Raw genomic sequence first — 23,986 nt, forward strand, 5'->3', positions numbered from 1 at the left:
AGCTCTGACCCCGAGGTGAATTCATGACCGCTACGATCGACGCCGACCGCCTGCTGCAGATCGAACCGGCGCACATTCCCGCCCGTATATCCCAGATGACGGCGGCAGAACGCAAGGCCATGGTCCCCGCGCTGAAGAAGGCGCGCTCCGCCCTGCCCCGCCGCAATTGGTGGGAGCCGACCTCCGAAAAGCATGTGGCGGTCCAGCTCTGGGGCCTCGGCTGCCTGTCCACCCCCACCGCGGTCGCGCAGTGGCTGTGCGCGGGCGTCACCAGGCAACCCGATACCGCCCCCGAAGCCCTGCTGGCCTGCCTGGAAGCGGGCGACCGCGACAATGCCTGGCGCGCCGAACTGGCCGCACAGCTGGCCGCCGGCCGGGCCGAACGCTGGCAGGGCCTGCCGTACTTCCCGCTGATCGTGCACCTGGTCCGCACCTCGGGCGCGCCGGTTCCCACCACCGACGAGTTCGTCCGAGCCTGGCTGACGAGCCGCTTCAGCCCGGACGGGTTGCCCGACCCGTGGCAGGCGCATCAGCTGCCGGCCGGCCCGAACCTGCTGGCGCGCTTGCGCATCGACCCGTTCCTGCCCGCCTTGGCCCGCCGCGTGGTGGAGGTGACCGGCCTGTTCCTCAACGACAATCCCCACCTCCCGGATGATTCCTGGCCGCACACCCTCGACGTGCTGTCCCGGGAAGGCGTAGTCGATCGGGACCTATTGCACACCAGCACCCTGAACGCCCTGCTACGCAATGACGGCCGCCCCTTGGACGCGACCAGCCGGCTCAGCGTGCTCACCGCCCTGCATGCCGAGCCGAGCGAATGCGCCGGCCGCACCGACGCTTACGCGCGATTGCTCGCCGAAGGCCGCTCGACGGTCGCCGGGCACGCCCAGGAGGTCCTGATCGGATTGCACGGCGCGGGCCTGCTATCCGACGACGAGGCGCTGGCGCTGTCCGATGAGGCGCTCGCCCGGACCGAGAAGAAACTCGTTCGCGCCCAATTGAGCTGGATGGAACGGATAGTGCGCGCCGAGCCCGCACACGCTTCGGCCGCGATCCGGAGTTGGTCGGCCGCCCTCGCGACGCTCGAGGACGCGGCCCTGCGCGCCCGCATCGAGAAGCTCATCGCCCGCTACCTGCCCAAGGCGGACGACGACACCCGCATGGATCTGGCCGTCGAAGCCGCGCCGGAATTGGAGGAGGAATTCCCGCTCCCCCTCCCGCCGGCGCCCGCCGTCCTCACCGGTCTGCCCGAGACCCCGGCGGATACCGCCGAGCTGTACCGCTGGCTGAAGACCGCCGACGACGAGGAAGAGTTCTACGGCGCACGTTTCCTCGACGGCCTCATCCGATTCGCCGCCACCGACCGTCCCGGGCTGACCGCGGCGCTGCGCCCACTGGTGGAAGCCGACCTGGCCGTCGTGAATTCCGCCGGAACCGCGTGGTGGCAGGACAAGTGGTGGAAGAACCGCGGCTGGGATCAACTGACCGTCGCCGCCGTCGCCACCGGCCTGCTCCGGGATCGGCCGCAGGGCAGTTCACACTCGGACATGGTGACCCTGCGCATGATCGAATGGGGCGAGCACGCGCTGACCGGCGCCCCGCTGCCGCCCTGCGCGCTGGCCACCCCCACCTTCGAGAACGGTCAGATCGCCGCCGCCGAACTGGTGGATCGCCTGCGCCGCTACCGTGAGGCGGGGGTGCGACCCGGACATCTCGAATTCGGTCAGGCGCTGGCGCGGGTCGCTCCGGAAGCGGACGCCGAAATCGCCATGGCGGCAGCGGCTTTGGGCATCCCCGAGGGATTCCGGCTGGCCGCCGTCCTGAACGGCGAACCGCCCGCCGATCTCCCCGCGATCCTGGACGGCGTGCAGCGCGGCCCCGACCACGAATGGGGCTGGATGCCGGTGGAAGCCGTCGACTTCCCGAATCCGGAGGTGCTGGCCCGCTGGCAGGAGTGGGAACCCCGCGATATCCACGCGGCGGTGGTGCTGGCGGAGCTGCCGGGCGTCAAGGGCCCGGGGGTGCACCGCCGCGTCATGTGGGCCCTGGTCGCCGAGGACGCGCGGGCCCGCACCGCCGGCGTCGATGCCCTGGTCACGCTGGCCGCCACCGCACAGCTGCAACCGGACCTGCTGGAACTCCCCGAATGGACTTCCGGGAAGCGCCTGGCGGGTTCGCTCCGGGATGCCGTGCTGGCCCTGGGCGCGCACCGCGCCTGGCCGGTGATCGACGTCCTGCTGCCGCCATTGCTGGCCCGCGAGAAGACGACCGGTCTCGCGGACGTCCTCGCGGTGGCCGCCGATTGCGCGCGGCGCTGTGGCGCGGTGGCCGACTATCCGGCCGTGGTGGAACTGGCGCAACGCCGCGGCTCCGGACGATTGGTCCTCGAGGCCCGGACCTTGCTCGCCGCCTTCGCGGGGAACGAGGCTCCGGTGGGCGTCTGATCCCGGAATGCGAAAGGGCCGTCCGGATCCGAGATCCGGACGGCCCTGCCGTGCCACAGGTTCCCGTGCGAGCGGTTCAGCCGCGGAACCGCCGCAACCGCAGCGAGTTGCTGACCACGAACACACTGGACAGTGCCATCGCCGCACCGGCGAGCATCGGGTTCAGCAGCCCGGCCGCGGCGAGCGGAATCGCCGCCACGTTGTAACCGAAGGCCCAGAACAGATTGCCCTTGATGGTGCGCAGGGTGGCGCGGGACAGCTTGATCGCGGTGGGCACCGCGCGCAGGTCGTCCCGGACCAGCGTCAGGTCGGCGGCCTCGATGGCGACATCGGTGCCGGTGCCCATGGCCAGGCCGAGATCGGCCTGGGCCAGGGCGGCCGCATCGTTGACGCCGTCGCCGACCATGGCCACGACCTTGCCTTCGGCCTGCAACTTCTTGACCACGTCCAGCTTGTCGCTGGGCAGCACCTCGGCGATGACCTGCTCGATGCCGACCTGGTCCGCGACGGTGCGGGCGGTGGCGGCATTGTCGCCGGTGAGCAGCACGGGGGTGAGCCCGAGCGCCTTCATCTCCGAAATGGCTTGGGCGCTGGTCGGTTTGACCGCGTCGGCGATGACCAGCACGCCGCGCGCCCGGCCGTCCCACGCCACCAGGATGGCGGTGTTACCGGCCCGCTCCGCCCGAGTCTTGGCGTCCGCCAAGGCTTCCGGCAGTTCGACCGACCAATCCGCCAGGAGTTCGGTGCGGCCGATGACGACCGCCCGTTCACCCACCAGACCCTGCACGCCCTTGCCGCCGTGGCTCACGAACTGCTCCACCCGTTCGGTGTCCAGCCCGCGCTCCTTGGCGCCGCTCACCACGGCCTTGGCGACCGGGTGCTCGGAACCGTGCTCGACCGCCGCGGCGATCGAGATCAGCTCGTCGACCTCCTGGCCCGCCGCCGGAATCGCTTCGGCGAGGGACATTTTGCCGGTGGTCACGGTGCCGGTCTTGTCCAGCACCACGGTGTCGATGCGCCGGGTGGACTCCAGCACCTGCGGGCCCTTGATCAGAATGCCCAGCTGCGCGCCGCGTCCGGTGCCGACCAGCAGCGCGGTCGGGGTGGCCAGGCCGAGGGCGCACGGGCAGGCGATGATCAGCACCGCCACCGCCGCGCCGAAAGCGGTCGCCACGGCCGCGCCAGTGCCGAGCCAGAAGCCCAGCGCCGCAACCGAGATGGCGATCACGATCGGGACGAACACGCCCGCCACCCGGTCGGCCAGCCGCTGTACCGGGGCCTTGCCGTTCTGCGCTTCCTCCACCAGCGAGGCCATCTGCGCCAGCTGGGTGTCCGCGCCGACCCGGGTGGCGCGCACGGTCAGCAGCCCGCCGGCGTTCACCGTCGCGCCGACCACGGCATCCTCGGGCCCGACCTCGACCGGCACCGATTCACCGGTCAGCATGCTCATGTCGAGCGCCGAATTACCGCTCACCACAACGCCGTCGGTGGCGACCTTCTCGCCCGGCCGGACCAGGAATTCCTCGCCGACCTTCAAATCGCCCACGGGGATCCGGATTTCGACGCCGTCCCGCAGGACCGCGACGTCCTTCGCGCCGAGTTCCAGCAGGGCGCGCAGCGCGGACCCGGCTTTCTCCTTGGACCTGGTCTCGAAGTACCGGCCCGCGAGAATGGCCACGATCAGCGTCGCCGCCACCTCGAAGTACAGTGCCGAGGACGAATCGCCGCGCGAAATGGCAAGGCTGAACGGATGTTTCATCCCCGCCATGCCGGCGTCGCCCCAGAACAGCGCGTACACCGACCAGCCGAAGGCGGCCAGGGTACCGAGTGAGATCAAGGTGTCCATGGTGGCCGCGCCGTGCTTGGCGTTCACCCAGGCGGCCCGATGGAATTGCGCCCCGCCCCAGAACACGATCGGCGCGGTCAGCGTGAGCGACAACCACTGCCAGTTGGTGAACTGCAGCGCCGGGATCATCGCCATGGCCACCACGGGCAGGCCCAGCGCCAGGCTGACCAGCAGCCGGTGCCGTAGTTCCTGGGTGGCGGTGCGCGGCGAATCACCGTCGGATTCCGCGGTTTTCACCGGTTCGTTGTGGTGGACGGCGGCGGTGTAGCCGGTGTCCACCACGGTTTCGATGAGCTTGTCCGGGGTCACCGACTCCGGGAAGCTGACCTTGGCTTTTTCGGTGGCGTAGTTGACGGTCGCGGTGACGCCGTCGAGGCGATTGAGCTTCTTCTCGATGCGGGACGCGCAGGAGGCGCAGGTCATTCCGCCGATATCGAGCTCGATCGACCGCTCCGGGGCTGGGGCGCTCATCAGTGACCTCCTCCGTGTTGCGTATGCGCACCCGATTCGGTTGCGGCAGTGGACGTTGCGTTGGTGAACTCGGCGGTGTGCACGACGCCGCCGTGTTTGAAGTCCAGGTACAGGCGGTAGTCGCCGGTGCTCGGCGCCTGGGCGTGGAAGGCCACGTCCGGGCCGGGCGCGGTCTTGCCGACCTCGCCTTCCGGGTGCACGTGCAGGTAGGCGAGGTCACTGGCCCGCAGCGCCACCAGGTGCGCGTAGGCGCCCAGATACGGCTGCAGATCGGTGACCGGTTTGCCGTCCCGGCTGACGGTGAACTTCAATTCGCTGCCGGCGGTGGACAGGTCGCCGGTGAGGGTGACGTCGTAGCCGTCCACCTTGGCGGTCTTGGACGGCGGCGGCAGCGGCTGCGGATTGGGTTGCCCGGCCACGCTCACGGTCCGGCTCAGCGTCAGTTCGCCGGGCCCGCCCGCGGGGGAGAAGTCGGCGAAGACCCGGTAGCTGCCGGGCTCGGCCCACTTCCAGTCCAGGGACCAGGTCCCGTCGGCGGCGAGTTGCGGATGCACGTGCCGGAACTGCGTCGCGTCGTTGCGGACCACGATCAGGTGCAGGTTCTGCTCGTGCAGGGTGTTGTACTGGGTGACGGCCCCCTGCGGTCCGGTGATCCGGAAGCTCAGGGTCCCTTGCTGATTCGGTGCGGCCGGAGCGTTGATCTCGCCGAGCGCGTAGCCGGATTCGTTGTCCAGCAGGCCCGGCGCCGCCTCGCTCGCGTGCCGGCTGTGGTCACTCGCGGTGGAGGCCGGCCCGGACGGGTCGCCCACCAGGGCCCCGATTCCGAGCGCGGCCCCGAAGAGAACGACCAGTCCGCCACCGAAGGCCGCGAACTTGAGTCGATCGTTCATCTCAGCTCGCCACCTCGTAACCGGCTTCGTCCACGGCCGCGACCACATCGGCGTCCACGAGGGGAGCGCTCGACTCGACCTTGACCAGGCCGGAGGCGAGGTCCACGTCGACACTGGTCACGCCGTCGATCTTGCCGATCTCCTTCTTGACCGATCCGACGCAGTGGCCGCAGGTCATTCCGGTGACGGTGTAGGTGCTGGTGGCCATTGTTCGACTCCTTCGCTCGCGCTTTCATACGGTGAGGGGGTATCCCCGACACCGAGAAACATACCCCCCATGGGTACCTGGCGCAAGTGCTTCGCCGAAGTGATTCAGGCCTCCTCCGGCTCCGGCGCATCGGGCCAGCTCAGCATGGCCAAGGCTGCCACGCGCTCGAGTTCCGACCGGTCGGCGCCATCGCGGGACGCCTGCGACATGCCGTTCAGCATCCCCCCGGTGAAGCGGGCGAGCGCGCGCGCATCGGTGTCCACGGGCAGCAGCCCGGCCGCCATGTCCGCGCGAATCCGCTGTTCGAATGCCTCGACATTGCCATTGCGCAGCCCGGTCAGCAGGTCCCGGATCTCGCTATTCGTGGTGTTGATGCCCGCGTGGATGACCATGCATCCCGGCGGTTGCTCCGGTGTGGTGTAGATGGCCGCCGCCTCGCGCAGGGTCCGCTCCGCCGCCGCCCGGGCGGTCGGTTCCTCCGCGAACGCGCGCGCCGCGAACCCGCCGTACCGCTCGCCGTAGGCCTCGAGGGCCTCGTTGAACAGCTTCTGTTTGTCCCCGAACGCCGCGTACAGGCTGGGGGTGCCGATGCCGAGTTCCTTGGTCAGATCGCTGACCGAGGTCGCTTCGTAGCCGCGTTCCCAGAACAGGCGAAGCGCTTTGTCCAGTGCGGCTGCGCGATCGAAGGACCGGGGCCGGCCCCGGGTGTGGATGGCCATGCGGCAATTTTATAGCGCTCGCTAAACAATGTGTTACGGTCCTTTCTGTAACGATCGCTAGATAAATCGATCGACGGATGAAGGAGCAGGTCAATGGGTGCACTCACCGGCAAGACGGCGCTGGTCACCGGCAGCGGGCGGGGTATCGGGCGGGCCATCGCGGAACGACTCGGCCGGGACGGCGCGCGAGTCGGCGTGCACTACAACGGGAACGACGCGGCGGCCAAGGAAACCGTGGCGGCGGTCGAGGCGGCGGGCGGTCAGGCCTTCGCGTTCGCGGCCCCGCTCGGCGTGCCGGGTGACGCCGAAGCCCTCTGGGCGGCTTTCGACGCACACGCCGACGGCCTGGACATCCTGGTCAACAACGCCGGCACCGACGGCATCCGGGAACCCATCGGGGGTACCGACGAGGAGTCCTTCGACCGCGTCTTCGCGATCAACACCAAGGCCCCGTTCTTCGTCACCAAGCTCGGCCTGGACCGGCTGCGCGACGGCGGCCGCATCGTGAACGTGTCCACCGGCCTGACCAAGGGCGGGCACATGACCTCGCTGATCGCGTACACCATGACCAAATCCGCCATCGATTCGCTGACCTCGATCCTGGCCAAGGAGCTCGGCGCGCGCGGCATCACCGTCAATGCGGTCGCCCCGGGCGCCATCGACACCGATATGAACGCCGACTGGTTGCGCACCCCCGAGGGCCAGTCCGCGACCGCCGCGCTCTCGCCGCTGAATCGGGTGGGCCAGCCCGCCGATGTCGCGGATATCGTCGGCTTCCTGGCCTCCGATGACTCGCGCTGGGTGACCGGCCAGTGGATCGACGCCACGGGCGGTGCGCTGCTCTGAGGGCGATTAGGCTTGCCCCGTGCTGTCTGTTGTGCCGAGTCCCGTGATCGTGCGCGCCCCATCGAAGGTGAATCTGCACCTCGGCGTGGGCGATCTCCGCGATGACGGCTATCACGATCTCACCACGGTGTTCCAAGCCCTTTCGCTCAGCGACGATCTGGAGATCTCGTCCGCCTCCGCCATGCGGGTCCGGGTGACCGGCGAGGGCGCGGACGAGGTCCCGACCGACAGCTCCAACCTGGTGTGGAAGGCGGCCGTCCGGCTGGCCGAGCAGGCGGGCCGCGCGCCGCTGATGGAAATCGGGATCTCCAAAGGCATTCCGGTGGCCGGCGGGATGGCGGGCGGCAGCGCCGATTGCGCCGCGGCCCTGGTCGGCCTGAACGAACTTTGGGAACTAGGCCTCGGCCGGACCGAATTGTCCGAAATCGCAGCCGAACTCGGCAGTGATGTCCCGTTCGCCCTGCACGGCGGCACCGCCCTCGGTCACGGCCGCGGCGAGAAACTGCTCCCGGTGCTGTCCCGCAACACCTTCCACTGGGTGCTCGCCCTGGCCAAGGGCGGCCTGTCCACCCCCGCCGTCTTCCGCGAACTCGATCGCCTCCGCGAAGTCGGCGACCCGCCTCGTCTCGGCCAGCCCGAGGAACTCCTCCAAGCCCTGGCCTCCGGCGATGCCAAACAGCTGGCCCCGCTCCTCGGCAACGACCTGCAAGCCGCGGCCCTGTCCCTGAAACCCGAACTACGCCGCACCCTGCGCGGCGGCGTGGCGGCGGGCGCGCTCGCGGGCATCGTCTCCGGCTCCGGCCCCACCTGCGCCTTCCTCTGCGAAGACGAGGAAACGGCCGTCGCGGTCGCCGCCGAACTCTCCGGCGCGGGCGTCTGCCGCAGCGTCCGCACCGCCCACGGCCCGGTCCCCGGAGCCCGCGTGATCGCCGATCCGGCCGATACCGCCAAGCGCTGAGAAAACCCCTGGGTCCACCTCGGTAGGCTGGCCGAGGGCAATTCGCCGTTCGCACGACACAGAGGACCCATGGCCAACCTCATCAACCTGGAACAAGTCAGCAAGAGTTTCGGGATCAAGCCGCTGCTCGACAACGTCTCCCTCGGGGTGCAGGAGGGGGAACGCATCGGGGTCGTGGGTCTGAACGGCGGCGGTAAGACCACCCTGCTCGAGGTGCTGACCGGGATCGAGGAGCCGGACAGTGGCCGGGTGAGTAAGCGCTCGGACGTGCGTATGGCCGTGGTCACCCAGCGCGGAGTGCTGCCCGAGGGCGCGACCGTCGGCGAGGTGGTCCTCGCCGGGCTGGCCGAGGATCAGATGACCGATGGCGTGGCCGAGCACGAGTGGGCCTCCAACACCCGCATCCGTTCGGTCGTCGAGGGCATCGGCATCGCCGACCTCGGTATGGACACCCCCGTCGCCAACCTCTCCGGTGGCGAACGCCGCCGCACCGCGCTGGCCGCCGCCCTGGTCCGCGACCTCGATCTGCTGGTCCTCGACGAGCCCACCAACCACCTGGATGTCGAAGGCGTCCAATGGCTGGCCGAGCATCTCGTCGCCCGCCGCAGCGCCCTCATCGTCGTCACCCACGACCGCTGGTTCCTCGACACCGTGGCCACCCGCACCTGGGAAGTCCAGGGCGGCGCCGTCGAAACCTACGAGGGCGGCTACAACGACTGGATCTTCGCGCGCGCCGAACGCGTCCGCCAGGCCGACGCCACCGAGGCCCGCCGCCGCAATCTGGCCCGCAAGGAACTCGCCTGGCTGCGCCGCGGCGCTCCCGCCCGCACCTCGAAGCCGCGCTACCGCGTGGAGGCCGCCGAAGCCCTGATCGCCGACGTCCCCGCGCCGCGCGACAGCGTCGAACTCGCGTCCTTCGCCCGGAAGCGCCTGGGCCGCGTCGTGATCGAGCTCGAGGACGCCACCCTCGCCACCCCCGACGGCCGCGAACTGGTCGGTGACCTCACCTGGCGGCTGGCCCCCGGCGAACGCGTCGGCCTGGTCGGCGTGAACGGCTCCGGCAAGACCACGCTGCTGCGCGCGCTCGCGGGCGAACAGGAACTCAAGTCCGGCAAGCGAATCCAAGGCCAAACCGTCAAGATCGGCTGGCTGCGCCAGGAACTCGACGACCTCCCCCTGGACATGCGCGTCCTGGAAGCGGTGCAGGACGTCGCCATGCGAACCATGCTCGGCGACAAGGAGATCAGCGCCGGCCAGCTGGCCGAACGCCTCGGCTTCACCCCCGCCAAACAGCGCACCCCCGTCGGCGACCTGTCCGGCGGCGAACGCCGCCGCCTGCAATTGACTCGAATCCTGATGAGCGAACCCAATGTTCTGCTCCTCGACGAGCCCACCAACGACCTGGACATCGACACCCTCCAGCAGCTGGAAGACATGCTCGACGGCTGGCCCGGCACCATGGTCGTCATCTCCCACGACCGCTACCTCATCGAACGAGTCTGCGACACCACCTGGGCCCTCTTCGGCGACGGCAAACTCACCAACCTCCCCGGCGGCATCGAGGAATACCTGAAGAAGCGCGCCGCCCTCACCACCGGCAAAACCGCCCCCGCCAAACCCGCCGCCACCCCCGCTTCGGCATCGAATACCGCTGCCCCCGCGACGGATTCGGCCGCCTACCGCGCCGCCCGCAAGGAACTCGCCAAACTCGAGCGCTCCCTGGAAAAACTCACCGACCGCGAAGCCAAACTCCACACCGCCCTCGCCGAAGCCGCCACCGACCCCGACAAACTGGTCACCCTCGGCGCCGAACTCAAACAAGTCCAATCGGAAAAAGAAGCCACCGAAGAACGCTGGCTCGAACTAGCCGACAACGCCTGACCAATCTGAAACGCCACCCCGGGAAACCCTTCCCGCCCATGATCAACGGCACATGAGTGCGGTGACACGCCGACAGTCCCCACACTCATGTGCCACTCGTCCCAATCCCTCCGTTCGAAATGGCGACAACGGCCGGAACGACGCTGGAAGGCGAGCGAACGGCCGTCGCTGGGGGACCACAGCCGGGGACGGCAGGCGAGGCGACCCCACTAATCTCGTTCGCTCGCGTTGCCGAACTGCGCTGCGGCGGAATGAAGTCCAGCACTCACCGCCGCGAAGGCAGGCTGGTTCCGGCTGCCGCGCCGGTAGGCGATGCGCGTACGGCGGCCGATCGGCAGGGGAGTGAGCACCACCCCCTCCGGCACATCGATCGCCGCGAGCTGCGGCACCACCGCCACCCCACCCCCGGCGGCAACGAGACGCAGCACTGTCGCGAAGTCGTCGATGCGATGCGCGATGCGCGGCTCGAACCCCTGGGAGTGACACGTCCGCATGGCCATCGAATGGCAGAGGGTGCCGTGATTGCCGACGATCCAACGGCTTTCGGCGTGACTGCGGATCACCTGGTCGCCCGGCACGTCCGGGGGTGTGGCGGAGGCCAGGTACACCACTTCGTCCAGGAGCGGTTCGAGTTCGATGCCGGAGCCCATGGCGGAGGGCACGTTGTCGTACTCGTGCACCAAAGCCATATCGAGCCGGCCGCCGCGCAGGAGATCCGGTACCTCGGCGGGGTCGACTTCGGTGACCGTCAGCTGCAGATCCTTTTCGATGCGGCCGATTTCCAGGAGTGCGGGCAGCACGATCGTGGGGAGGGCGGTGGGGAACGCGCCCAGGCGGATCGAGCCGGACAGGGCGGTCCCGGCCACCAGCGCCGCTTCGGCTCGTTCCAGTTCGGCGAGCACGGCTTCGGTGTGCTCGACCAACAGCGTCCCGGCCGGGGTGAGCGTGACCCGGCGTCCGGTGCGGGTCAGCAGCGCGCGGCCGGCCTCGCGTTCGAGGGCCGCGATCTGCTGTGACACCGCGGAAGGGGTGTAGGACAGCGCTTCCGCGACCGCCGCGATGGTGCCGCGATGGGCGAGTTCGCGGAGCAGCCGGAGTTTGCGGATATCGAGCATCAGTTCAGCTTACGGATGGCATCGAAAAGAGTAACTGGATCTTCACTAGTGAGCCGCCCAGACTTGGCCCATGACCTTCCACCCCACCGGCATTTTCGCCCCGCTGATCACCCCCTTCACCGACAGCGGCGAACTCGCCACCGCCGACCTGGAACGCCTCGCGCACAGCGTGATCGAAGCGGGCGCGGCCGGACTGGTCGCCCTGGGCACCACCGCGGAGGCCGCCACCCTCACCGCCGAGGAGCGCCGGGAAGTGGTGCGGATCTGCGGAAAGGTCTGCCGGGAACACGCCGTCCCGCTGCTCGTGGGCGCGGGGTCCAACGACACTGCCGGCACCGTGCGGGCGCTCACCGCCCTGGCCGCCGAAGCCGAGGTGACGGCCGCCCTGACGGTGGTCCCGTACTACACCCGCCCCTCCGAAGCCGGCATCGTCGCGCACTTCGAATACGCCGCCGACCACGGCCCACTTCCCTTGGTGCTCTACAACGTTCCCTATCGCACCGGCCGCGTCCTGGGCTGGGAGGCCATCGTCCGGCTGGCGGCGCACCCGCGCATCGTGGGCATCAAACAGGCCGTCGGCTCGGTGGACGCCGACACCGCTCAGCTCTTCGCGCATCTCGGGGACGCGTCGTTCTCGGTGCTCGCGGGCGAGGACACGCTGGTCTCACCGCTACTGGCGATGGGTGCGGCGGGCGGCATCCTGGCCACCGCGAACATCTTCCCGGCCGAGCTCGCCGAACTGCACCGGCTGTGGCGCGACGGCGAGGTCCCGGCCGCGCGCGAACTCGGCAATCGCCTGGTGGTCCCCGCGGAAGCCCTTTTCGCCGAACCCAATCCGACCGTGATCAAGGCCGTACTGCACGCGCAGGGCCGCATCTCGACCCCGAACGTGCGCCTGCCGCTGCTCCCCGCCGCGGTTCCGGAACTGTTCCGCTAGCCGTGCTGTTCGAGCTGCTGATCCAGCACCGGCACCGGTAGGCAGGTACGGACGAAACCGGCGCCGAAAGAGGTCAATTCGACGGTGCGATACAGCACCTTGGTCCCGAAACTGGTGCGCTTCAACAGCTTGCGCACCTCGGGCAGCGCCTCCAGCAGCTGATACCGGTTCGGATTGCCGAGCGGTTCACGCGATACGTCGATCAGCCCGAGCCGATCCAGATTGGTCAGGTACTCCTCGACCCGGTTCGGGTACCGCAGCCCCGCGTCCTCGCCGAGCAGCGTGAATTCGGCTCTGCCGGAAGTACGTCCGGTTCGCACCGCCAGCGCGGGCTGCGGACCGTCGAGGTAGAGGAAACGCACGATGCGGGCTTCGTCGGGCGCCAGCTCACCGAGAATCCGCGCGTAGGCCGGATGACAGGAGTCGTCCTCGTCGTGGAAATCCGCCGAGCGGCGCAGCAATTCGGCCCCCCGCGCCCGCAGTGCGGTGGCGGGGGAGTGCCCGGCCTCGCCCACGGGCTCGGCCGCCCCGAGATCGGGGACGGCGGGAGCGGGCACGCCCAGCGCCTGCCGCACCGAATGGCGTACCTGCGCACCGGCTTCGGAGAGAATCTCGCGCGGCGCCTGCCCCGCCATACTGCCGCGCAGCACCACCGAGGTGACCCCGAGCGCCGTGCTCAGACTCCATACGCTCGCCTCGACTGCGGCCGACATGGCCACGCGCACAACGCTGGTGGTGGCCCGGACCGGCCCCGCCGACGGCGCGCGCGGTTCCACCGGCACCGGCAGCGGCGCGCTCGCGCGCAGCACGATCTCGGTGGAGGTGTCCGCGCCGTCCACGCCGAAATCCGCGGGATCGTCCTCGCCCGAGCCGGATTCGCTCATACCCATGTGGTAGCCACTCCCGTTCCGAAGATCAGGAGATGAGCGTATCCGGCCAGCAGCCCCAGCGCGCCGCCATGGACGAACAAAAGCCATTCGTCTTGTTTGATGGCCGAACGCAGCATGTCCACGAACTCGGGCGGGGGCAGCGCCGACATTTGTTTGGCGATGTACTCCTGAACCTGCTTACCCTGCTTGACATTGAAGGCCGGGTCGGCGAACGCGACGGGCGCGATCTGCATGGTCTCGGAGGTGATGCTGGCCTGCAGCGAGTCGTACTCGCGGCTGCCGAGCGCGAACTTCACCACCGAACGCGCCGGTCCCAGCGCCCGGTCGGCCGCCGGCTTGAGGGTGTCCTCGAGCATCTGCATGGTGCGGTCCGAGCGCGGGCCGTTGAGCAGTTCGTCGCCGATATTGGCGAACGTCATGACCTCGCTGGCCACCAGATCGGCATAGCCCTCGGTGATCTCCCCCTGCCGCTTGATGAGCAGCCCCTGCCGCCACGGGCACCACCACTTCGGGTAGGCCGGGGCGAAGATCATATTGATGCCGATCCAGTTCACCACCCAGCCGATGATCACCCCGCCCAGCGGCAGCACCAGCAGCGCCGACCAGCCGGTCAGGTGCAGGATGGCGACCAGCACCAGACCCATGGGCGCGCCGAAGTAGAACCCGAAGTTCTGCATGAACCGCAGTTCCTTGGCCCCAAGCACCTGGAAGACCGAGTTCAGCATCTGCGGGCGGGCCTGGAAATAGCGAATGACCATCGACTTGACGTCGAGCAGCTGATCGATGTTGTTGCCGAGTTCGTCGGTGAGTTCGCGCAGAATGCTCGGCAGTTGCTCACGCACCCGGGCGTGCACCATCTCGCGCACGCCATTGGGCAGGTTGTACCAAAGTTGCGGATGTTCGCGTTTCAAGATCTCTTCGACGATGTCGCGGATCTGAAGTTCTGCAATTTCGGTCAAATGTTCAGCAAGCTTGTCGGGTTCCAGTTCCCGATAGAAGTCACCGACATTCCCGAGTTTCGCCAGCCCTTTGTCGACGGCGATGGACGCCATCTTGTCCGCGCGTGACGGAACGATCCCCTGCCAGCCCATTCGCCCGTCGTACTGCAGTAGCGGCAGCACCTGAATCCGCTTGGGCAAGTAGGGAAACAGCGCCGCCAGACCGGGCATCCGGAAACCGTGGAACGCGATCGGCTTGAACAGCATGAGCACGCCGGTCCAGTTGGTGATGTAACCGATCACGCCGGTGAACAAGGGGATCGTGATCAATTCCAGCAGAATTGTCGGATGAACTCCGAAAACACTCTCTAGCACGACACCCTCCTGCCGACCCGCACACCGGAACCGCCGCCGGCGCATCAACCCCATCGGCCGATTCGGACCTTACTGGTTCTTTAGGAATCGAGTCCAGTGGCGGAGTGTCTGGGTCGGAGATCTCGGTCACAGTGTCGGGCCCCGATGTTCCCTACCTCAGATGAGACCACGAGAATGGCCCTGACCACATCCATATCGCCTGTGCTTTGGGGGTGTTGGGGGTCATGGCTGGCGGGGTACGCCAGGCATGAAGGCGGTAGCCTTCGCATGGTTCGCCAGGTTCGGGGTGCCTGGGGGCCCCGCGACGGCAATAATCTGTGAACGATCTAGTTCACCTGGCGATATTCGGAGATGGACGTGGCAGACGACAGGACCGGCGAAGTGGTCCGTCCGGGTTCCCGTGCCGTGGAACGCAGTGCCGATGTGGAGCAGCGGGCTATCAGTAACGAGGCCAGACTGATTCGCGGGGTGTTCCGGGCGGCGGGCCTCGCCGCCGGTACCGCGGTGCGCGGTAGTCAATGGGCGGTCGGAACCAGCCTCGAGATCACCAAACAACTGACCCAGGCCGCGCTCGACGGGGAATCGTCGCAGGATATCGCCGAGCGCACGGGCAATGCGCTGCGTTCGATCGCGCGCAGCGCGCTGGGCGTGACCGAGGGGTCGGTCCGCGAGATCGTCAGCTACGTGCCGACTCCCATGGGTGCGCCGCCGCCGTCGATCAACGGCGGGCTGGTGCGGTCCGGGAGCGGGGACGAGCTGCGCCGTCGCGGGGACGCGCTGCTGGCGCGGTCCGCGGACGTGTATTTCACCGAGGACGTGCACCCGGCCTACGACCGGATTCTCGATCAGCTCGCGCCCGATGAGGCGCGCATCCTGCGGTTCATGGCCTTGAACGGGCCGCAGCCGTCGGTGGACGTGCGGACCAATCGGCCGCTCGGCATCGGTTCGGAACTGGTCCAGGGCGATCTGACCTCGGTGCCCGAGCAGGCGGGAGTCCGGTATCCGGACCGGGCGCGGCACTATCTGATCAACCTGAGCCGGCTCGGGCTGACCATGACCTCCGAGGATCCGGTGGTGCTGTCGCGCTACATGGTGCTCGAGGTGCAGCCGGTGGTGGAGACCGCCCTGAAGAAGGCCGGCCGGGTCCCCAAGATCGTCCGAAAGAGCCTGCGGCTGACCGAGTTCGGCGAGGATTTCTGCAACACCTGTTTCAGCATCGGCAACTGAGCGCATCCGGATCCGGCGGGGGGCTCGCGGGGATCGGGCCCCCGAACCCCCTTCCGTACGTGGCGCTCTGATAGCAATCCGGTACAGATCTGCCGCAATCGGCGAAGGTTCCGCATCCCTGATGGGATTGTGGGAGGTATGGACTCCGAGGCCGTCGCCGCTATCAGCCGGTTGAAGTTCCGGTATCTCCGCGCCCTGGACACCAAGGCGTGGGAGGAGTTCGCGGACACGATGATCCCGGAGGCCACCGCTACCTACAGCGAATACCTCCAGTTCGAATCGCGCGATGCCTTCCTCGCCTTCATGCGCAATACGCTCGGCCCGCACGTGATCACCGAACACCGCTGTGACCACCCGGAAATCGATGTGGACGGGGATACGGCCACCGGGACCTGGTATCTGGCCGACACCGTGCTCATTCCGGGCCACAATATGCTGCTGCGCGGCGCGGCCTTCTATTCCGACCAGTACGTACGTTGCGAAGACGGCAAATGGCGGATCGCGCACACCGGCTACGAGCGCACCTACGAAGTGGTGCTGTCCCTGTCGGATCTGCCCAGCCTGCGCCTGACCTCCAGTCGCTGGGGCCTGATCGCCCGCGATCCAGCGGACGCCCCGCGCACCGAACCATCCAATCCGGATGGCTCGGGCACGCTCGGCTGAGCCTTATTCGGTTCCGGCGACCAGCAATTCGAGGGTCAGCTCCGGCATCTCCTTGGCGATGTACTGCAACCGCCACTTGTCCGAGAACAGCGCCAGCAGCACCCCGTCGGTCCGGGTGAAGACCTCGACGCCGCGCTGGCGGTGCAATTCCTCCGCCGAGGCGGCATCGGTCTTGCGGGCCAGCTGGTACGGCAGATTGTCCAGCTGCGTCTCGACGTTGTACTCGCCCAGCATGCGGGCGGTCATCACCTCGAACTGCATGGGACCGACGGCCGCCAGCACCGGCGAGGCGTCGCCGCGCACGTCATTGCGCAGCACCTGCACCACGCCCTCGGAATCGAGCTGGTCGATGGCCTTGCGGAACTGCTTGTACTTGCCCGCCGACTGGGCGCGCAGCACCGCGAAATGCTCGGGCGCGAAGGACGGGATCGGCGGGAATTCCACCTTCTTGTCCACGTACAGCGTGTGCCCGGGCGCGAGCGCGGTGGCGTTCACCAGACCCACCACGTCACCCGGGTAGGCGGTGTCGACGGTGGTGCGCTCGCGGCCGAACACGGTGAGCGCGTACTTGGTGGCGAACGGCCGCCCGGTCTGTGCGTGCGTCACCACCATGCCGCGCTCGAATTCGCCGGACACGATGCGCATGAAGGCCAGCCGGTCGCGGTGCGCGGTGTCCATACCGGCCTGCACCTTGAAGATGACGGCGCTGAAGGGCTGCGTGGTCTCGCGCGGATTGCCGTTCACGTCCTTGCGGGCGCGCGGCGGCGGCGCGAGTTCGACGAGCGTGTCGAGGAGTTGGCGCACACCGAAATTCAGCATGGCGGAGGCGTAGATGACCGGCGAGGTGTGCCCGGCCAGGAACAGTTCCTGGTCGTGGTCCTGCCCGGCGGCGGAGAGCAGTTCGCTCTCCTCGGCGGCATTGAGCCAGACGTCGCCTTCGCGTTCGGCGGCCTGCTCGGGTGTGTAGTGCTCCTCGGGCGCGATGGTCGCGCCGCCCGCGGTCCGGGTGAAGTGGATGTACTCGGTGGGCGCGCCCTCTTCGCCGCGGCGCAGCAGGCCGCGGAAGTCGCCCGCGATGCCGACCGGCAGGAACAGCGGGGTGGGGGTGAGGCCGATCCGCTCGATGATCTCGTCGAGCAGTTCCAGCGGCGCCTGACCCGGGCGGTCCCACTTGTTGATGACGGTGATGACCGGGATGCCGCGATCGCGCGCGACCTGGAAGAGCTTGAGCGTCTGCGGTTCCAGGCCCTTGGCGGCGTCGATGAGCATGACCGCGGCGTCGACCGCGGTGAGCACCCGGTAGGTGTCCTCGGAGAAGTCGGAGTGGCCGGGGGTGTCGACCAGGTTGATCACGCAGTCGCCGTATTCGAACTGCAGCGCGGTGGAGGAGACCGAGATGCCGCGCGCCTTCTCCATTTCCATCCAGTCCGAGACGGTGGCCTTGCGGCCCGCCTTGCCGTGGATGGCGCCCGCCTCGGAAATCATCTTGGCGTGCAGCGCCAGCGCTTCGGTGAGCGTGGACTTACCGGCGTCCGGATGCGAGATGACCGCGAAGGTGCGCCGCCGTGCCGCCTCGTCGGCCAGCCGCCCGGAAGACGATGCGGGCGCGCTGGAGGTCGGGGAACTCACGGGGGACTCCTTTTGTGCGGACGAGGCAACCGGTCCAGGGTACTAGGCCAGATGTTTCGCGACCGCCCCGGCCACCAGGCGTCCGGGGTCCGCGCCCGGGGCGACAGCCTCGATACTGCGGTTGACCACCACGGTCGCGATGCCGTGCAGGTTGGTCCACAGGTTGAGCGCGCGTTCGCCGGTGGGGTCGTCGGCGCAGGCCGCGACGAGCTCGCGCCACCAGCGGAACAGGGGGAGCGTGGTGGTGCGGCGCAGGTCCGCGCCCGCGCCTTCGAGGAGGTCGTGGCGGAACATGAGGGTGAACATCTCGGGGCGCTCGACGGCGAAGTCGAGGTAGGCGCGGCAGGCGCGTTCCACCCGCTCGACGGCCGTATTCCCTTGCGCCGCTTCGAGTCTGGACTTCAGGTCGGCGTAGCCGCGCACCGCGACGGCCGCCAGCAGCGCATTGTGGGTGGGGAAGTAGCGGCGGGGCGCGCCGTGCGAGACGCCGGTTTCGCGGGCGATGGCGCGCAGGCCGAGTTGCCCCGCGCCCACCTGCTCGAGCAGGTCGACGCCGGCGCTGACCAATCGTTCGCGCAATGGTTCCTCGACTCCCATGCCGGTCATTCTCATCGCAACCTCCCCGAAAGTGTTGTAGACACTGTCTATCTGATGGTAGACAGTGTCTACAAGCTCATCCGGGGAGGTAATCATGTGGTACTGGCTGTTGAAACACGTGCTGGTGGGTCCGCTGCTGCGGTTGGTCGGGCGGCCGAAGGTCGAAGGGCTGCACCATGTTCCGAAGGACGGGCCGGTGATCATCGCGGCCAACCATCTGGCGGTGGTCGATTCGCTCTACCTGTGCCTGGTGCTGGACCGGCCGGTCACCTTCATCGCCAAGCAGGAGTACTTCACCGGTGCAGGCGTGCGCGGCCGGATCAATCGCTGGGTGATGAAAGCGACCGGTCAGGTTCCCGTGGACCGCACCGGCGGCACGGCCGGATCCGATTCCCTCGCCGCAGCCACCCGCATTCTCGAAGGCGGCGGCATCTGGGGTATTCATCCCGAAGGCACGCGCTCGCCCGACGGCCGTATCTACAGGGGCCGCACCGGTGTCATCCGGGTCGCGATGGAAACCGGCGCTCCCGTCGTGCCGGTCGTCCTCTCCGGAACCGACAAGGTCAACCCGCGCAATCGCAAACTCCTGCGCTTCGCGAAGGTCCGAGTCTCCTTCGGCCGCCCCCGCTACTTCCTCCCCGCGGACCAGCAGGGCGTACGCACCGCCACCGACGAACTCATGGCCGATTTGGTCCGCCGCTCCGGCCGCCCCTACGTCGATTGCTACGCCGCCTCTTTCAAGAAATCCGCCGCATAGCGGACGTGCCGACCCGGGACGGGGGTTCGGGGGCGGCCCCCGAACCCCCTAATTCTTTCGGGGGGCCGGGGGCGGAGCCCCCCGCTGCAAAGAGGGAATTTCTGCATGTTAGAGTTCTCAGGTTGTCTCGGCGAGGGTGTGGCACTAGCTGCCCACCGTGATCGACGCGGCTCGGCCACTTCAGCCGTCCCCGTTCGTTCTTCGCCGATGACGAAGCAGACGAACACAGTCAGGGTGCACCGTCCCCTGGCGACAGCTGACATTACAGCCCGGACGAGCCGTAGGAGTAGACAATCATGTCCGACGCCAGCCTTCTCGCAGCCTCTGTACGCACCGAGTTCGGCAAGGGCGCTGCCCGCCGCACCCGTCGTGACGGCAATGTGCCCGCCGTGCTCTACGGCCACAACGAAGAGCCGCAGCACCTGTCGATCAACGCGCGCGATTTCGCCGCCATCCTGCGTGAGCACGGCACCAACGCCGTGCTGAACCTGGACATCGCGGGCAAGAAGCAGCTGGCGCTGACCAAGTCGGTCGTCGTGCACCCGATCCGCCGCTACATCGAGCACGCCGACCTGCTGATCGTGCGTCGTGGCGAGAAGGTCACCGCCGACGTGCACGTCGCCCTGACCGGCGATGCCGCCTCCGGCACCCTGGTCACCCAGGAGACCACCACCCTCTCCATCGAGGCCGAGGCCCTGCACATCCCCGAGTCCATCGAGGTTTCGATCGAGGGCGCCGAGGCCGGCACCCAGATCCTCGCCGGCTCCATCGCGCTGCCGAAGGGCGTCACCCTGGCCGGCGATGCCGAGGCCCTGATCGTCAACATCATCGCCGCCCCGGCCGCCGCCGCCGAGGAAGAGGCCGAGGCGCCCGCCGAGGAAGCCGCCGAGTAATTCCGTCTCCCAACGGTTTCCGGACTGAAGCGACAGCTGTCCTATGACTGAGGCAACGGCCGGGCCCGCGCTCGTGGTCGGACTGGGTAATCCCGGACCCGACTACGAGCGCACCCGGCACAATGTCGGTTTCATGGTCGCCGATGTGCTCGCGGAGCGCGTCGGCGGCCGTTTCGGTGTGCACAAGAAGTCCGGTGCGGACCTCTTGGAAGCGCGCCTGGACGGTCGCAAGGTGCTGCTGGCCAAGCCGCGCACCTATATGAACCTCTCCGGCCGCCCGGTCGCCGGGCTGGCGAAGTTCTTCAATGTGCCCGCGTCCGACATCATCGTCGTGCACGACGAGCTGGATCTGCCCTTCGGCGCGGTCCGGCTCAAGCTGGGCGGCGGCGAGGGCGGGCACAATGGCCTGCGCTCCATTTCGCAGGCCATCGGCACCAAGGATTATCTGCGGGTCCGCTTCGGCATCGGCCGTCCGCCGGGCCGGCAGGATCCCGCCGATTACGTGCTCAAGCCCTTCTCCGCGCCGGAGCGCAAGGAAGTCCCGGTCATCGTCGAGCAGGCCGCCGACGCCGTGGAATTGCTGCTCCGCGTCGGCTTGGAAGCCGCGCAGAACCAATTGCACTGAGCGCCCCCGCCTCTCCGCGACTTCAGCGCGCGGCTGAGTGCCGCCGCCAGATGTGCACGCGTGCCGGCGGCTGGGTGCCGAACCTATTTCGGGCGTACCCGGTGAGTTACCCCGAAGGTCGCGAAATCAGTTGTCGCGTAAGGCCGTTGCCGTCGCGGAGCGACGGAGTTTGCCCGACGAGGTTTTCGGGAGCGCACCGGGGCCGAGCACGGTCACGCTGCGCGGGCGCACTCCCACTTCCGAGAACACCGCGTGCACGATCTCGTGCTCGATGCGTTTGACCTCGTCCGGGTTCTGGTGGTCGTTGGATTCCACCACCACCGCGAAACTTTCGCGTTTCTGGCCCGCGTCCAGGCGCACCGCGACGGCATTGCCGGGGCGAACTCCCTTGACGCGCAAGGCCGCTCGCTCGATATCGGTGGGATAGATATTGCGGCCGCCCATGATGATGACGTCCTTGACGCGCCCGCAGACCACCACCAGTCCGTCCTCGGTGAAATAGCCGATATCGCCGGTGTCGAGCCAGCCGTCGGCGTCCTGTGCCGGGCGGAAGCCCGCGGTGGTGACATAGCCGGAAGTCACCGCGGGGCCGCGCAATTCGATCAGGCCCACGCTGCGCACCGGCAGCGGCTGCCGGTCGGCGTCCACCACCCGGCCTTCCAGATTGTCGACCAGATAGCCGAGGGTGGGCAGTCGCCGGATGCCGCCGTGATGATGTTCGGGATGCCGGACCGGGACCGCTTTGCCGAGCGCTTCCAGCAGATCGGCGTTCACCACGTCCAGGACCTGGCCCAGCCCGGGATCCGGAATGGACACCGCCAGGGTGGTTTCGGCCATGCCGTACACCGGGGTGAGCGCCATGGGATTGAGCCCGAACCGTTTTCCGGCGTCGGCGAGCGCGTCCATGGTGTCGGCGTCCACCGGTTCCGCGCCGTTCCACATGTAGCGCACGCTGCTCAGGTCCACCGCGCCGTCGGGGGCGTTGCGCAACCGGCGCGCGAGCAGCGAATACGCGAAATTCGGTGCGGCGGTGACGGTGCCGCGATATTTCGAGATCAGTTCCGCCCACAGGATAGGCCGCGCCAGGAAGTCCAGGGGCGTCACGCACACCACTTCTGCGCCGAATTGCATGGGGACGCTGAGGAATCCGACCATGCCCATATCGTGGAAGAGCGGCAGCCAGCTCACCATGACGTCGTCGTCCAGCTGGAATTTCACGCGGTCGAACATGGCGTAGGCGTTGACGAAGAAATTGCCGTGCGTGATGCGGACGGCTTTCGGTGAACCGGTCGATCCGGAAGTCAACTGCTGCAGGGCGATATCGGATTCGCCGGTGGGCAGCGGGTCGATGGGTGTACCCGCCCGCATGGCGTCGATGGTCACCACATTGATGCCGCGTTCGCGCAGCAGCGGTTCGGCGATCTCGAACGGCGCGCCCAGGATCACCGCGCGCGCTTCGATCATGTTCAGCACGGTTTCGGTGTCGTGGGCCCACATCTGGAGATCGGTGCGCGGAGTGGGCTGATGCAGCATGGTGATCGACGCGCCGCGCATCCAGACCGCCTGGCAGGCGGGCGCGATATCAACTGGCATACCGGCCAGTACACCGACGGCGTCGCCCCGCCCGATGCCCGCCGCGGCCAGCCCGCCCGCCATTGCCCGTGCGATGCCGTGGATTTCGCCCCAGGTCTGCCGGAGCGGTGCGTCCGGCTCGCCGGTCACCAAGCCGCGTGCAGAGTGCTGGGCCGTCGCGTACATCTCGTCGGTGAACCGGCTCATGGTCCAACTCCCTCAACGCAGATTCCGGCCGGGATATCTCTAACTATCCCGCTGCCGGCGGACCCTGTTAACCGTTTCGGGGAGGTCGGTACGTGTTCAGGCGGTGAGATTCGTGAGAACTCCGGCGAATCGGTCGAGATCCTCGAAGCTCACGAAGCAGTGCGGGGAGGCGCGGACCACCGAGCCGAGCCCGCGATCGGTCATGTCCAGCAGCGTGGAACCGCGATGGCTGACCGTCACCGTGATCGATTCGCCCGCCAGCCGGTCGCGCACCGCGATCGGTTCCAGCCCGTCCACGGTGAACGACACGATGCCCGCGTGCTGGGTGCCGCGATCCCGCACGGTGACGCCGGAGATCTCCTGCAGGGTCTTGCGCAGGTACTCCGCGCGCTCGGCGATGGCCGCGTACACCGCTGCGGGGCCGAGGTCGAGCAGATAGCGCACCGCCGCCCCGAGACCGAGCCGGGCCGCCACATCGCATTCCCAGAATTCGAACCGACCGGCGTCGGGGGCCAGGGTGTACTCGTCCGGACCGGTCCAGGCGGCGCTGTGCAGGTCCAGCCGGCCCGGTTCCATGGTGGCGGCCAGCTCGGGCCGGACGTACAGGAAACCGGTGCCGCGCGGCCCGCGCAGCCATTTGCGGCCGGTGGCCGAGAGCGCGTCCACGTCCAGTTCGGTCACGTCCAGGGGTAGCTGACCGGCGGATTGGCAGGCGTCCAGCAGTACCAGCGCGCCCACCCCGTGCGCGATGCGGGCCGCCTCGGCGACCGGGTTCACCAGGCCGCCATTGGTCGGAACATGCACCAGCGACACGATTTTCACGCGTTCGTCGAGCATGCCCGCCAGCGCGTCGAGATCCAGCTGCCCGCTGCCGTCGCTGGGGATGGCCTCCACCACCGCGCCGCTGTGCCGGGCGCGCTGCAGGGCGGCGATGGCATTGCTGGCGTAGTCGGCGCCGGAGATCAGGATCCGGTCGCCGGGGCCCAGCGGCACCGAGTAGAAGAAGTCGGTCCAGGACCGGCTGGCGCTGTCGCTGAGCGCGATGGCTTCCGGCCCGGCATTGATCAGTTCACCGATGGCTACCTTGACGCCGTACAGGTCCTCCAGGCGCTCGTTGGCGGCCCGGTAGCCGCCGATCTCGGCTTCGCGGCGCAGGTGGGCGACGGTGGTGTCGACGACGATCCGCGGGGGCAGGGAGGAGCCGGCGCTGTCCAGGAACACCTGGTTCTCGCAGCCCGGGGTATCGGCGCGCAACCGCGCGATGTTCACCATGGAATCGACCATAACGGGTGGTGTGT

At 68.4% G+C, this 23,986-nt stretch carries 21 protein-coding genes; 10 read left to right on the forward strand and 11 right to left on the reverse strand.

Features of this window, described 5'->3' with window-relative positions:
• Positions 1-23 precede the first annotated feature (23 nt).
• Positions 24-2,444 carry a hypothetical protein gene (locus NY1_RS09640; RefSeq protein ID WP_067710557.1) on the forward strand — a complete coding sequence of 807 codons (2,421 nt, stop codon included), beginning with the start codon at positions 24-26 and terminating at the stop codon, positions 2,442-2,444.
• 76 nt (positions 2,445-2,520) lie between these two features.
• Here NY1_RS09640 and NY1_RS09645 read toward each other — a convergent pair whose 3' ends face one another.
• The 4 genes from NY1_RS09645 to NY1_RS09660 all read right to left on the reverse strand — a co-directional run bounded on the left by NY1_RS09645 (position 2,521) and on the right by NY1_RS09660 (position 6,578).
• Entirely contained in the window at positions 2,521-4,761 is a 2,241-nt protein-coding gene (locus NY1_RS09645) for a heavy metal translocating P-type ATPase (RefSeq protein WP_067710558.1), read from the reverse strand.
• Entirely contained in the window at positions 4,761-5,651 is an 891-nt protein-coding gene (locus tag NY1_RS09650) for a DUF8832 domain-containing protein (protein WP_067710559.1), read from the reverse strand. Before NY1_RS09650 ends, NY1_RS09645 begins: the two co-directional genes overlap by 1 nt.
• 1 nt (position 5,652) lies before the next feature.
• Entirely contained in the window at positions 5,653-5,859 is a 207-nt protein-coding gene (locus NY1_RS09655) for a heavy-metal-associated domain-containing protein (RefSeq protein WP_067710560.1), read from the reverse strand.
• 104 nt (positions 5,860-5,963) lie between these two features.
• Positions 5,964-6,578 carry a TetR/AcrR family transcriptional regulator gene (locus NY1_RS09660; RefSeq protein ID WP_067710561.1) on the reverse strand — a complete coding sequence of 205 codons (615 nt, stop codon included), beginning with the start codon at positions 6,576-6,578 and terminating at the stop codon, positions 5,964-5,966.
• 93 nt (positions 6,579-6,671) lie between these two features.
• On the opposite strand from NY1_RS09660, the gene NY1_RS09665 reads away from it, so the two are divergent.
• The 3 genes from NY1_RS09665 (at position 6,672) to NY1_RS09675 (ending at position 10,263) form a co-directional block, all read left to right on the forward strand.
• On the forward strand, positions 6,672-7,424 hold the full coding sequence (locus tag NY1_RS09665) for an SDR family oxidoreductase (RefSeq protein ID WP_067710562.1): 753 nt from the start codon (positions 6,672-6,674) through the stop codon (positions 7,422-7,424).
• Between the two features lie 19 nt (positions 7,425-7,443).
• Positions 7,444-8,382 carry a 4-(cytidine 5'-diphospho)-2-C-methyl-D-erythritol kinase gene (locus NY1_RS09670; RefSeq protein WP_067710563.1) on the forward strand — a complete coding sequence of 313 codons (939 nt, stop codon included), beginning with the start codon at positions 7,444-7,446 and terminating at the stop codon, positions 8,380-8,382.
• A 69-nt stretch (positions 8,383-8,451) separates the two neighbouring features.
• On the forward strand, positions 8,452-10,263 hold the full coding sequence (locus NY1_RS09675; RefSeq protein ID WP_067710564.1) for an ABC-F family ATP-binding cassette domain-containing protein: 1,812 nt from the start codon (positions 8,452-8,454) through the stop codon (positions 10,261-10,263).
• Positions 10,264-10,472: 209 nt separating this feature from the next.
• Here NY1_RS09675 and NY1_RS09680 read toward each other — a convergent pair whose 3' ends face one another.
• Positions 10,473-11,378, reverse strand: a complete 906-nt coding sequence (locus NY1_RS09680) for a LysR family transcriptional regulator (RefSeq protein ID WP_067710565.1) — start codon at positions 11,376-11,378, stop codon at positions 10,473-10,475.
• A 70-nt stretch (positions 11,379-11,448) separates the two neighbouring features.
• Here NY1_RS09680 and dapA point away from each other — a divergent pair, with 70 nt between their 5' ends.
• Complete coding sequence (gene dapA, locus NY1_RS09685; protein WP_067710566.1) at positions 11,449-12,315, forward strand: 4-hydroxy-tetrahydrodipicolinate synthase; 867 nt, start codon at positions 11,449-11,451, stop codon at positions 12,313-12,315.
• Here the strand turns inward: dapA and NY1_RS09690 are convergent.
• Together NY1_RS09690 and NY1_RS09695 are read right to left on the reverse strand one after the other, a co-directional pair.
• Positions 12,312-13,199 carry an Abi-alpha family protein gene (locus NY1_RS09690; RefSeq protein ID WP_233434264.1) on the reverse strand — a complete coding sequence of 296 codons (888 nt, stop codon included), beginning with the start codon at positions 13,197-13,199 and terminating at the stop codon, positions 12,312-12,314. The two genes, dapA and NY1_RS09690, sit on opposite strands and share 4 nt — an antisense overlap.
• Positions 13,196-14,518: a DUF445 domain-containing protein gene (locus NY1_RS09695; RefSeq protein WP_067710727.1), complete on the reverse strand. Its 1,323-nt coding sequence runs from the start codon at positions 14,516-14,518 to the stop codon at positions 13,196-13,198. Before NY1_RS09695 ends, NY1_RS09690 begins: the two co-directional genes overlap by 4 nt.
• A 351-nt stretch (positions 14,519-14,869) precedes the next feature.
• Between NY1_RS09695 and NY1_RS44470 the strand changes: the two genes are divergently transcribed.
• A complete protein-coding gene (locus NY1_RS44470; protein ID WP_067710567.1) occupies positions 14,870-15,745 on the forward strand; it encodes an Abi-alpha family protein in 876 nt (291 codons plus the stop codon).
• A gap of 138 nt (positions 15,746-15,883) precedes the next feature.
• Complete coding sequence (locus NY1_RS09705; protein ID WP_067710568.1) at positions 15,884-16,408, forward strand: nuclear transport factor 2 family protein; 525 nt, start codon at positions 15,884-15,886, stop codon at positions 16,406-16,408.
• Positions 16,409-16,411: 3 nt separating this feature from the next.
• On the opposite strand, the gene NY1_RS09710 is transcribed toward NY1_RS09705, so the two are convergent.
• Both NY1_RS09710 and NY1_RS09715 read right to left on the reverse strand, forming a co-directional pair.
• Entirely contained in the window at positions 16,412-18,037 is a 1,626-nt protein-coding gene (locus tag NY1_RS09710; protein ID WP_067710569.1) for a peptide chain release factor 3, read from the reverse strand.
• 42 nt (positions 18,038-18,079) lie between these two features.
• On the reverse strand, positions 18,080-18,634 hold the full coding sequence (locus NY1_RS09715) for a TetR/AcrR family transcriptional regulator (RefSeq protein ID WP_067710729.1): 555 nt from the start codon (positions 18,632-18,634) through the stop codon (positions 18,080-18,082).
• A 94-nt stretch (positions 18,635-18,728) separates the two neighbouring features.
• Here NY1_RS09715 and NY1_RS09720 point away from each other — a divergent pair, with 94 nt between their 5' ends.
• From NY1_RS09720 to pth, 3 genes are all read left to right on the forward strand, one after another.
• Positions 18,729-19,391 (forward strand): lysophospholipid acyltransferase family protein, encoded by a 663-nt coding sequence (locus NY1_RS09720; RefSeq protein ID WP_067710570.1) that lies wholly within the window; start codon positions 18,729-18,731, stop codon positions 19,389-19,391.
• A 296-nt stretch (positions 19,392-19,687) separates the two neighbouring features.
• The gene (locus tag NY1_RS09725) at positions 19,688-20,284 is read left to right on the forward strand and encodes a 50S ribosomal protein L25/general stress protein Ctc (protein ID WP_067710571.1); all 597 of its coding nucleotides are present in this window, start codon (positions 19,688-19,690) and stop codon (positions 20,282-20,284) included.
• A gap of 43 nt (positions 20,285-20,327) precedes the next feature.
• Positions 20,328-20,909 carry an aminoacyl-tRNA hydrolase gene (pth, locus tag NY1_RS09730; protein ID WP_067710572.1) on the forward strand — a complete coding sequence of 194 codons (582 nt, stop codon included), beginning with the start codon at positions 20,328-20,330 and terminating at the stop codon, positions 20,907-20,909.
• Between the two features lie 126 nt (positions 20,910-21,035).
• Here the strand turns inward: pth and NY1_RS09735 are convergent, their stop codons facing one another.
• Positions 21,036-22,688, reverse strand: coding sequence for a fatty acyl-AMP ligase (locus NY1_RS09735; RefSeq protein ID WP_067710573.1), 1,653 nt, complete (start codon positions 22,686-22,688; stop codon positions 21,036-21,038).
• Positions 22,689-22,784: 96 nt separating this feature from the next.
• A complete protein-coding gene (locus NY1_RS09740; protein ID WP_067710730.1) occupies positions 22,785-23,960 on the reverse strand; it encodes an aminotransferase class V-fold PLP-dependent enzyme in 1,176 nt (391 codons plus the stop codon).
• Positions 23,961-23,986: the final 26 nt, after the last annotated feature.

The organism is Nocardia yamanashiensis NBRC 100130 (assembly GCF_001613325.1).
In the GTDB taxonomy this organism is placed as follows: domain Bacteria; phylum Actinomycetota; class Actinomycetes; order Mycobacteriales; family Mycobacteriaceae; genus Nocardia; species Nocardia yamanashiensis.

What these genes read in the sequence shown, in the direction of transcription:
- NY1_RS09645 (WP_067710558.1), bottom strand. Translation starts at nt 4,761, where the DNA reads ATGAGCGCCCCAGCCCCGGAGCGGTCGATCGAGCTCGATATCGGCGGA.
- NY1_RS44470 (WP_067710567.1), top strand. Translation starts at nt 14,870, where the DNA reads ATGGACGTGGCAGACGACAGGACCGGCGAAGTGGTCCGTCCGGGTTCC.
- NY1_RS09725 (WP_067710571.1), top strand. Translation starts at nt 19,688, where the DNA reads ATGTCCGACGCCAGCCTTCTCGCAGCCTCTGTACGCACCGAGTTCGGC.
- NY1_RS09665 (WP_067710562.1), top strand. Translation starts at nt 6,672, where the DNA reads ATGGGTGCACTCACCGGCAAGACGGCGCTGGTCACCGGCAGCGGGCGG.
- NY1_RS09680 (WP_067710565.1), bottom strand. Translation starts at nt 11,378, where the DNA reads ATGCTCGATATCCGCAAACTCCGGCTGCTCCGCGAACTCGCCCATCGC.
- NY1_RS09705 (WP_067710568.1), top strand. Translation starts at nt 15,884, where the DNA reads ATGGACTCCGAGGCCGTCGCCGCTATCAGCCGGTTGAAGTTCCGGTAT.
- NY1_RS09740 (WP_067710730.1), bottom strand. Translation starts at nt 23,960, where the DNA reads ATGGTGAACATCGCGCGGTTGCGCGCCGATACCCCGGGCTGCGAGAAC.
- NY1_RS09735 (WP_067710573.1), bottom strand. Translation starts at nt 22,688, where the DNA reads ATGAGCCGGTTCACCGACGAGATGTACGCGACGGCCCAGCACTCTGCA.
- NY1_RS09660 (WP_067710561.1), bottom strand. Translation starts at nt 6,578, where the DNA reads ATGGCCATCCACACCCGGGGCCGGCCCCGGTCCTTCGATCGCGCAGCC.
- NY1_RS09690 (WP_233434264.1), bottom strand. Translation starts at nt 13,199, where the DNA reads ATGAGCGAATCCGGCTCGGGCGAGGACGATCCCGCGGATTTCGGCGTG.
- NY1_RS09655 (WP_067710560.1), bottom strand. Translation starts at nt 5,859, where the DNA reads ATGGCCACCAGCACCTACACCGTCACCGGAATGACCTGCGGCCACTGC.
- NY1_RS09720 (WP_067710570.1), top strand. Translation starts at nt 18,729, where the DNA reads ATGTGGTACTGGCTGTTGAAACACGTGCTGGTGGGTCCGCTGCTGCGG.
- pth (WP_067710572.1), top strand. Translation starts at nt 20,328, where the DNA reads ATGACTGAGGCAACGGCCGGGCCCGCGCTCGTGGTCGGACTGGGTAAT.
- NY1_RS09715 (WP_067710729.1), bottom strand. Translation starts at nt 18,634, where the DNA reads ATGGGAGTCGAGGAACCATTGCGCGAACGATTGGTCAGCGCCGGCGTC.
- NY1_RS09640 (WP_067710557.1), top strand. Translation starts at nt 24, where the DNA reads ATGACCGCTACGATCGACGCCGACCGCCTGCTGCAGATCGAACCGGCG.
- NY1_RS09650 (WP_067710559.1), bottom strand. Translation starts at nt 5,651, where the DNA reads ATGAACGATCGACTCAAGTTCGCGGCCTTCGGTGGCGGACTGGTCGTT.
- dapA (WP_067710566.1), top strand. Translation starts at nt 11,449, where the DNA reads ATGACCTTCCACCCCACCGGCATTTTCGCCCCGCTGATCACCCCCTTC.
- NY1_RS09675 (WP_067710564.1), top strand. Translation starts at nt 8,452, where the DNA reads ATGGCCAACCTCATCAACCTGGAACAAGTCAGCAAGAGTTTCGGGATC.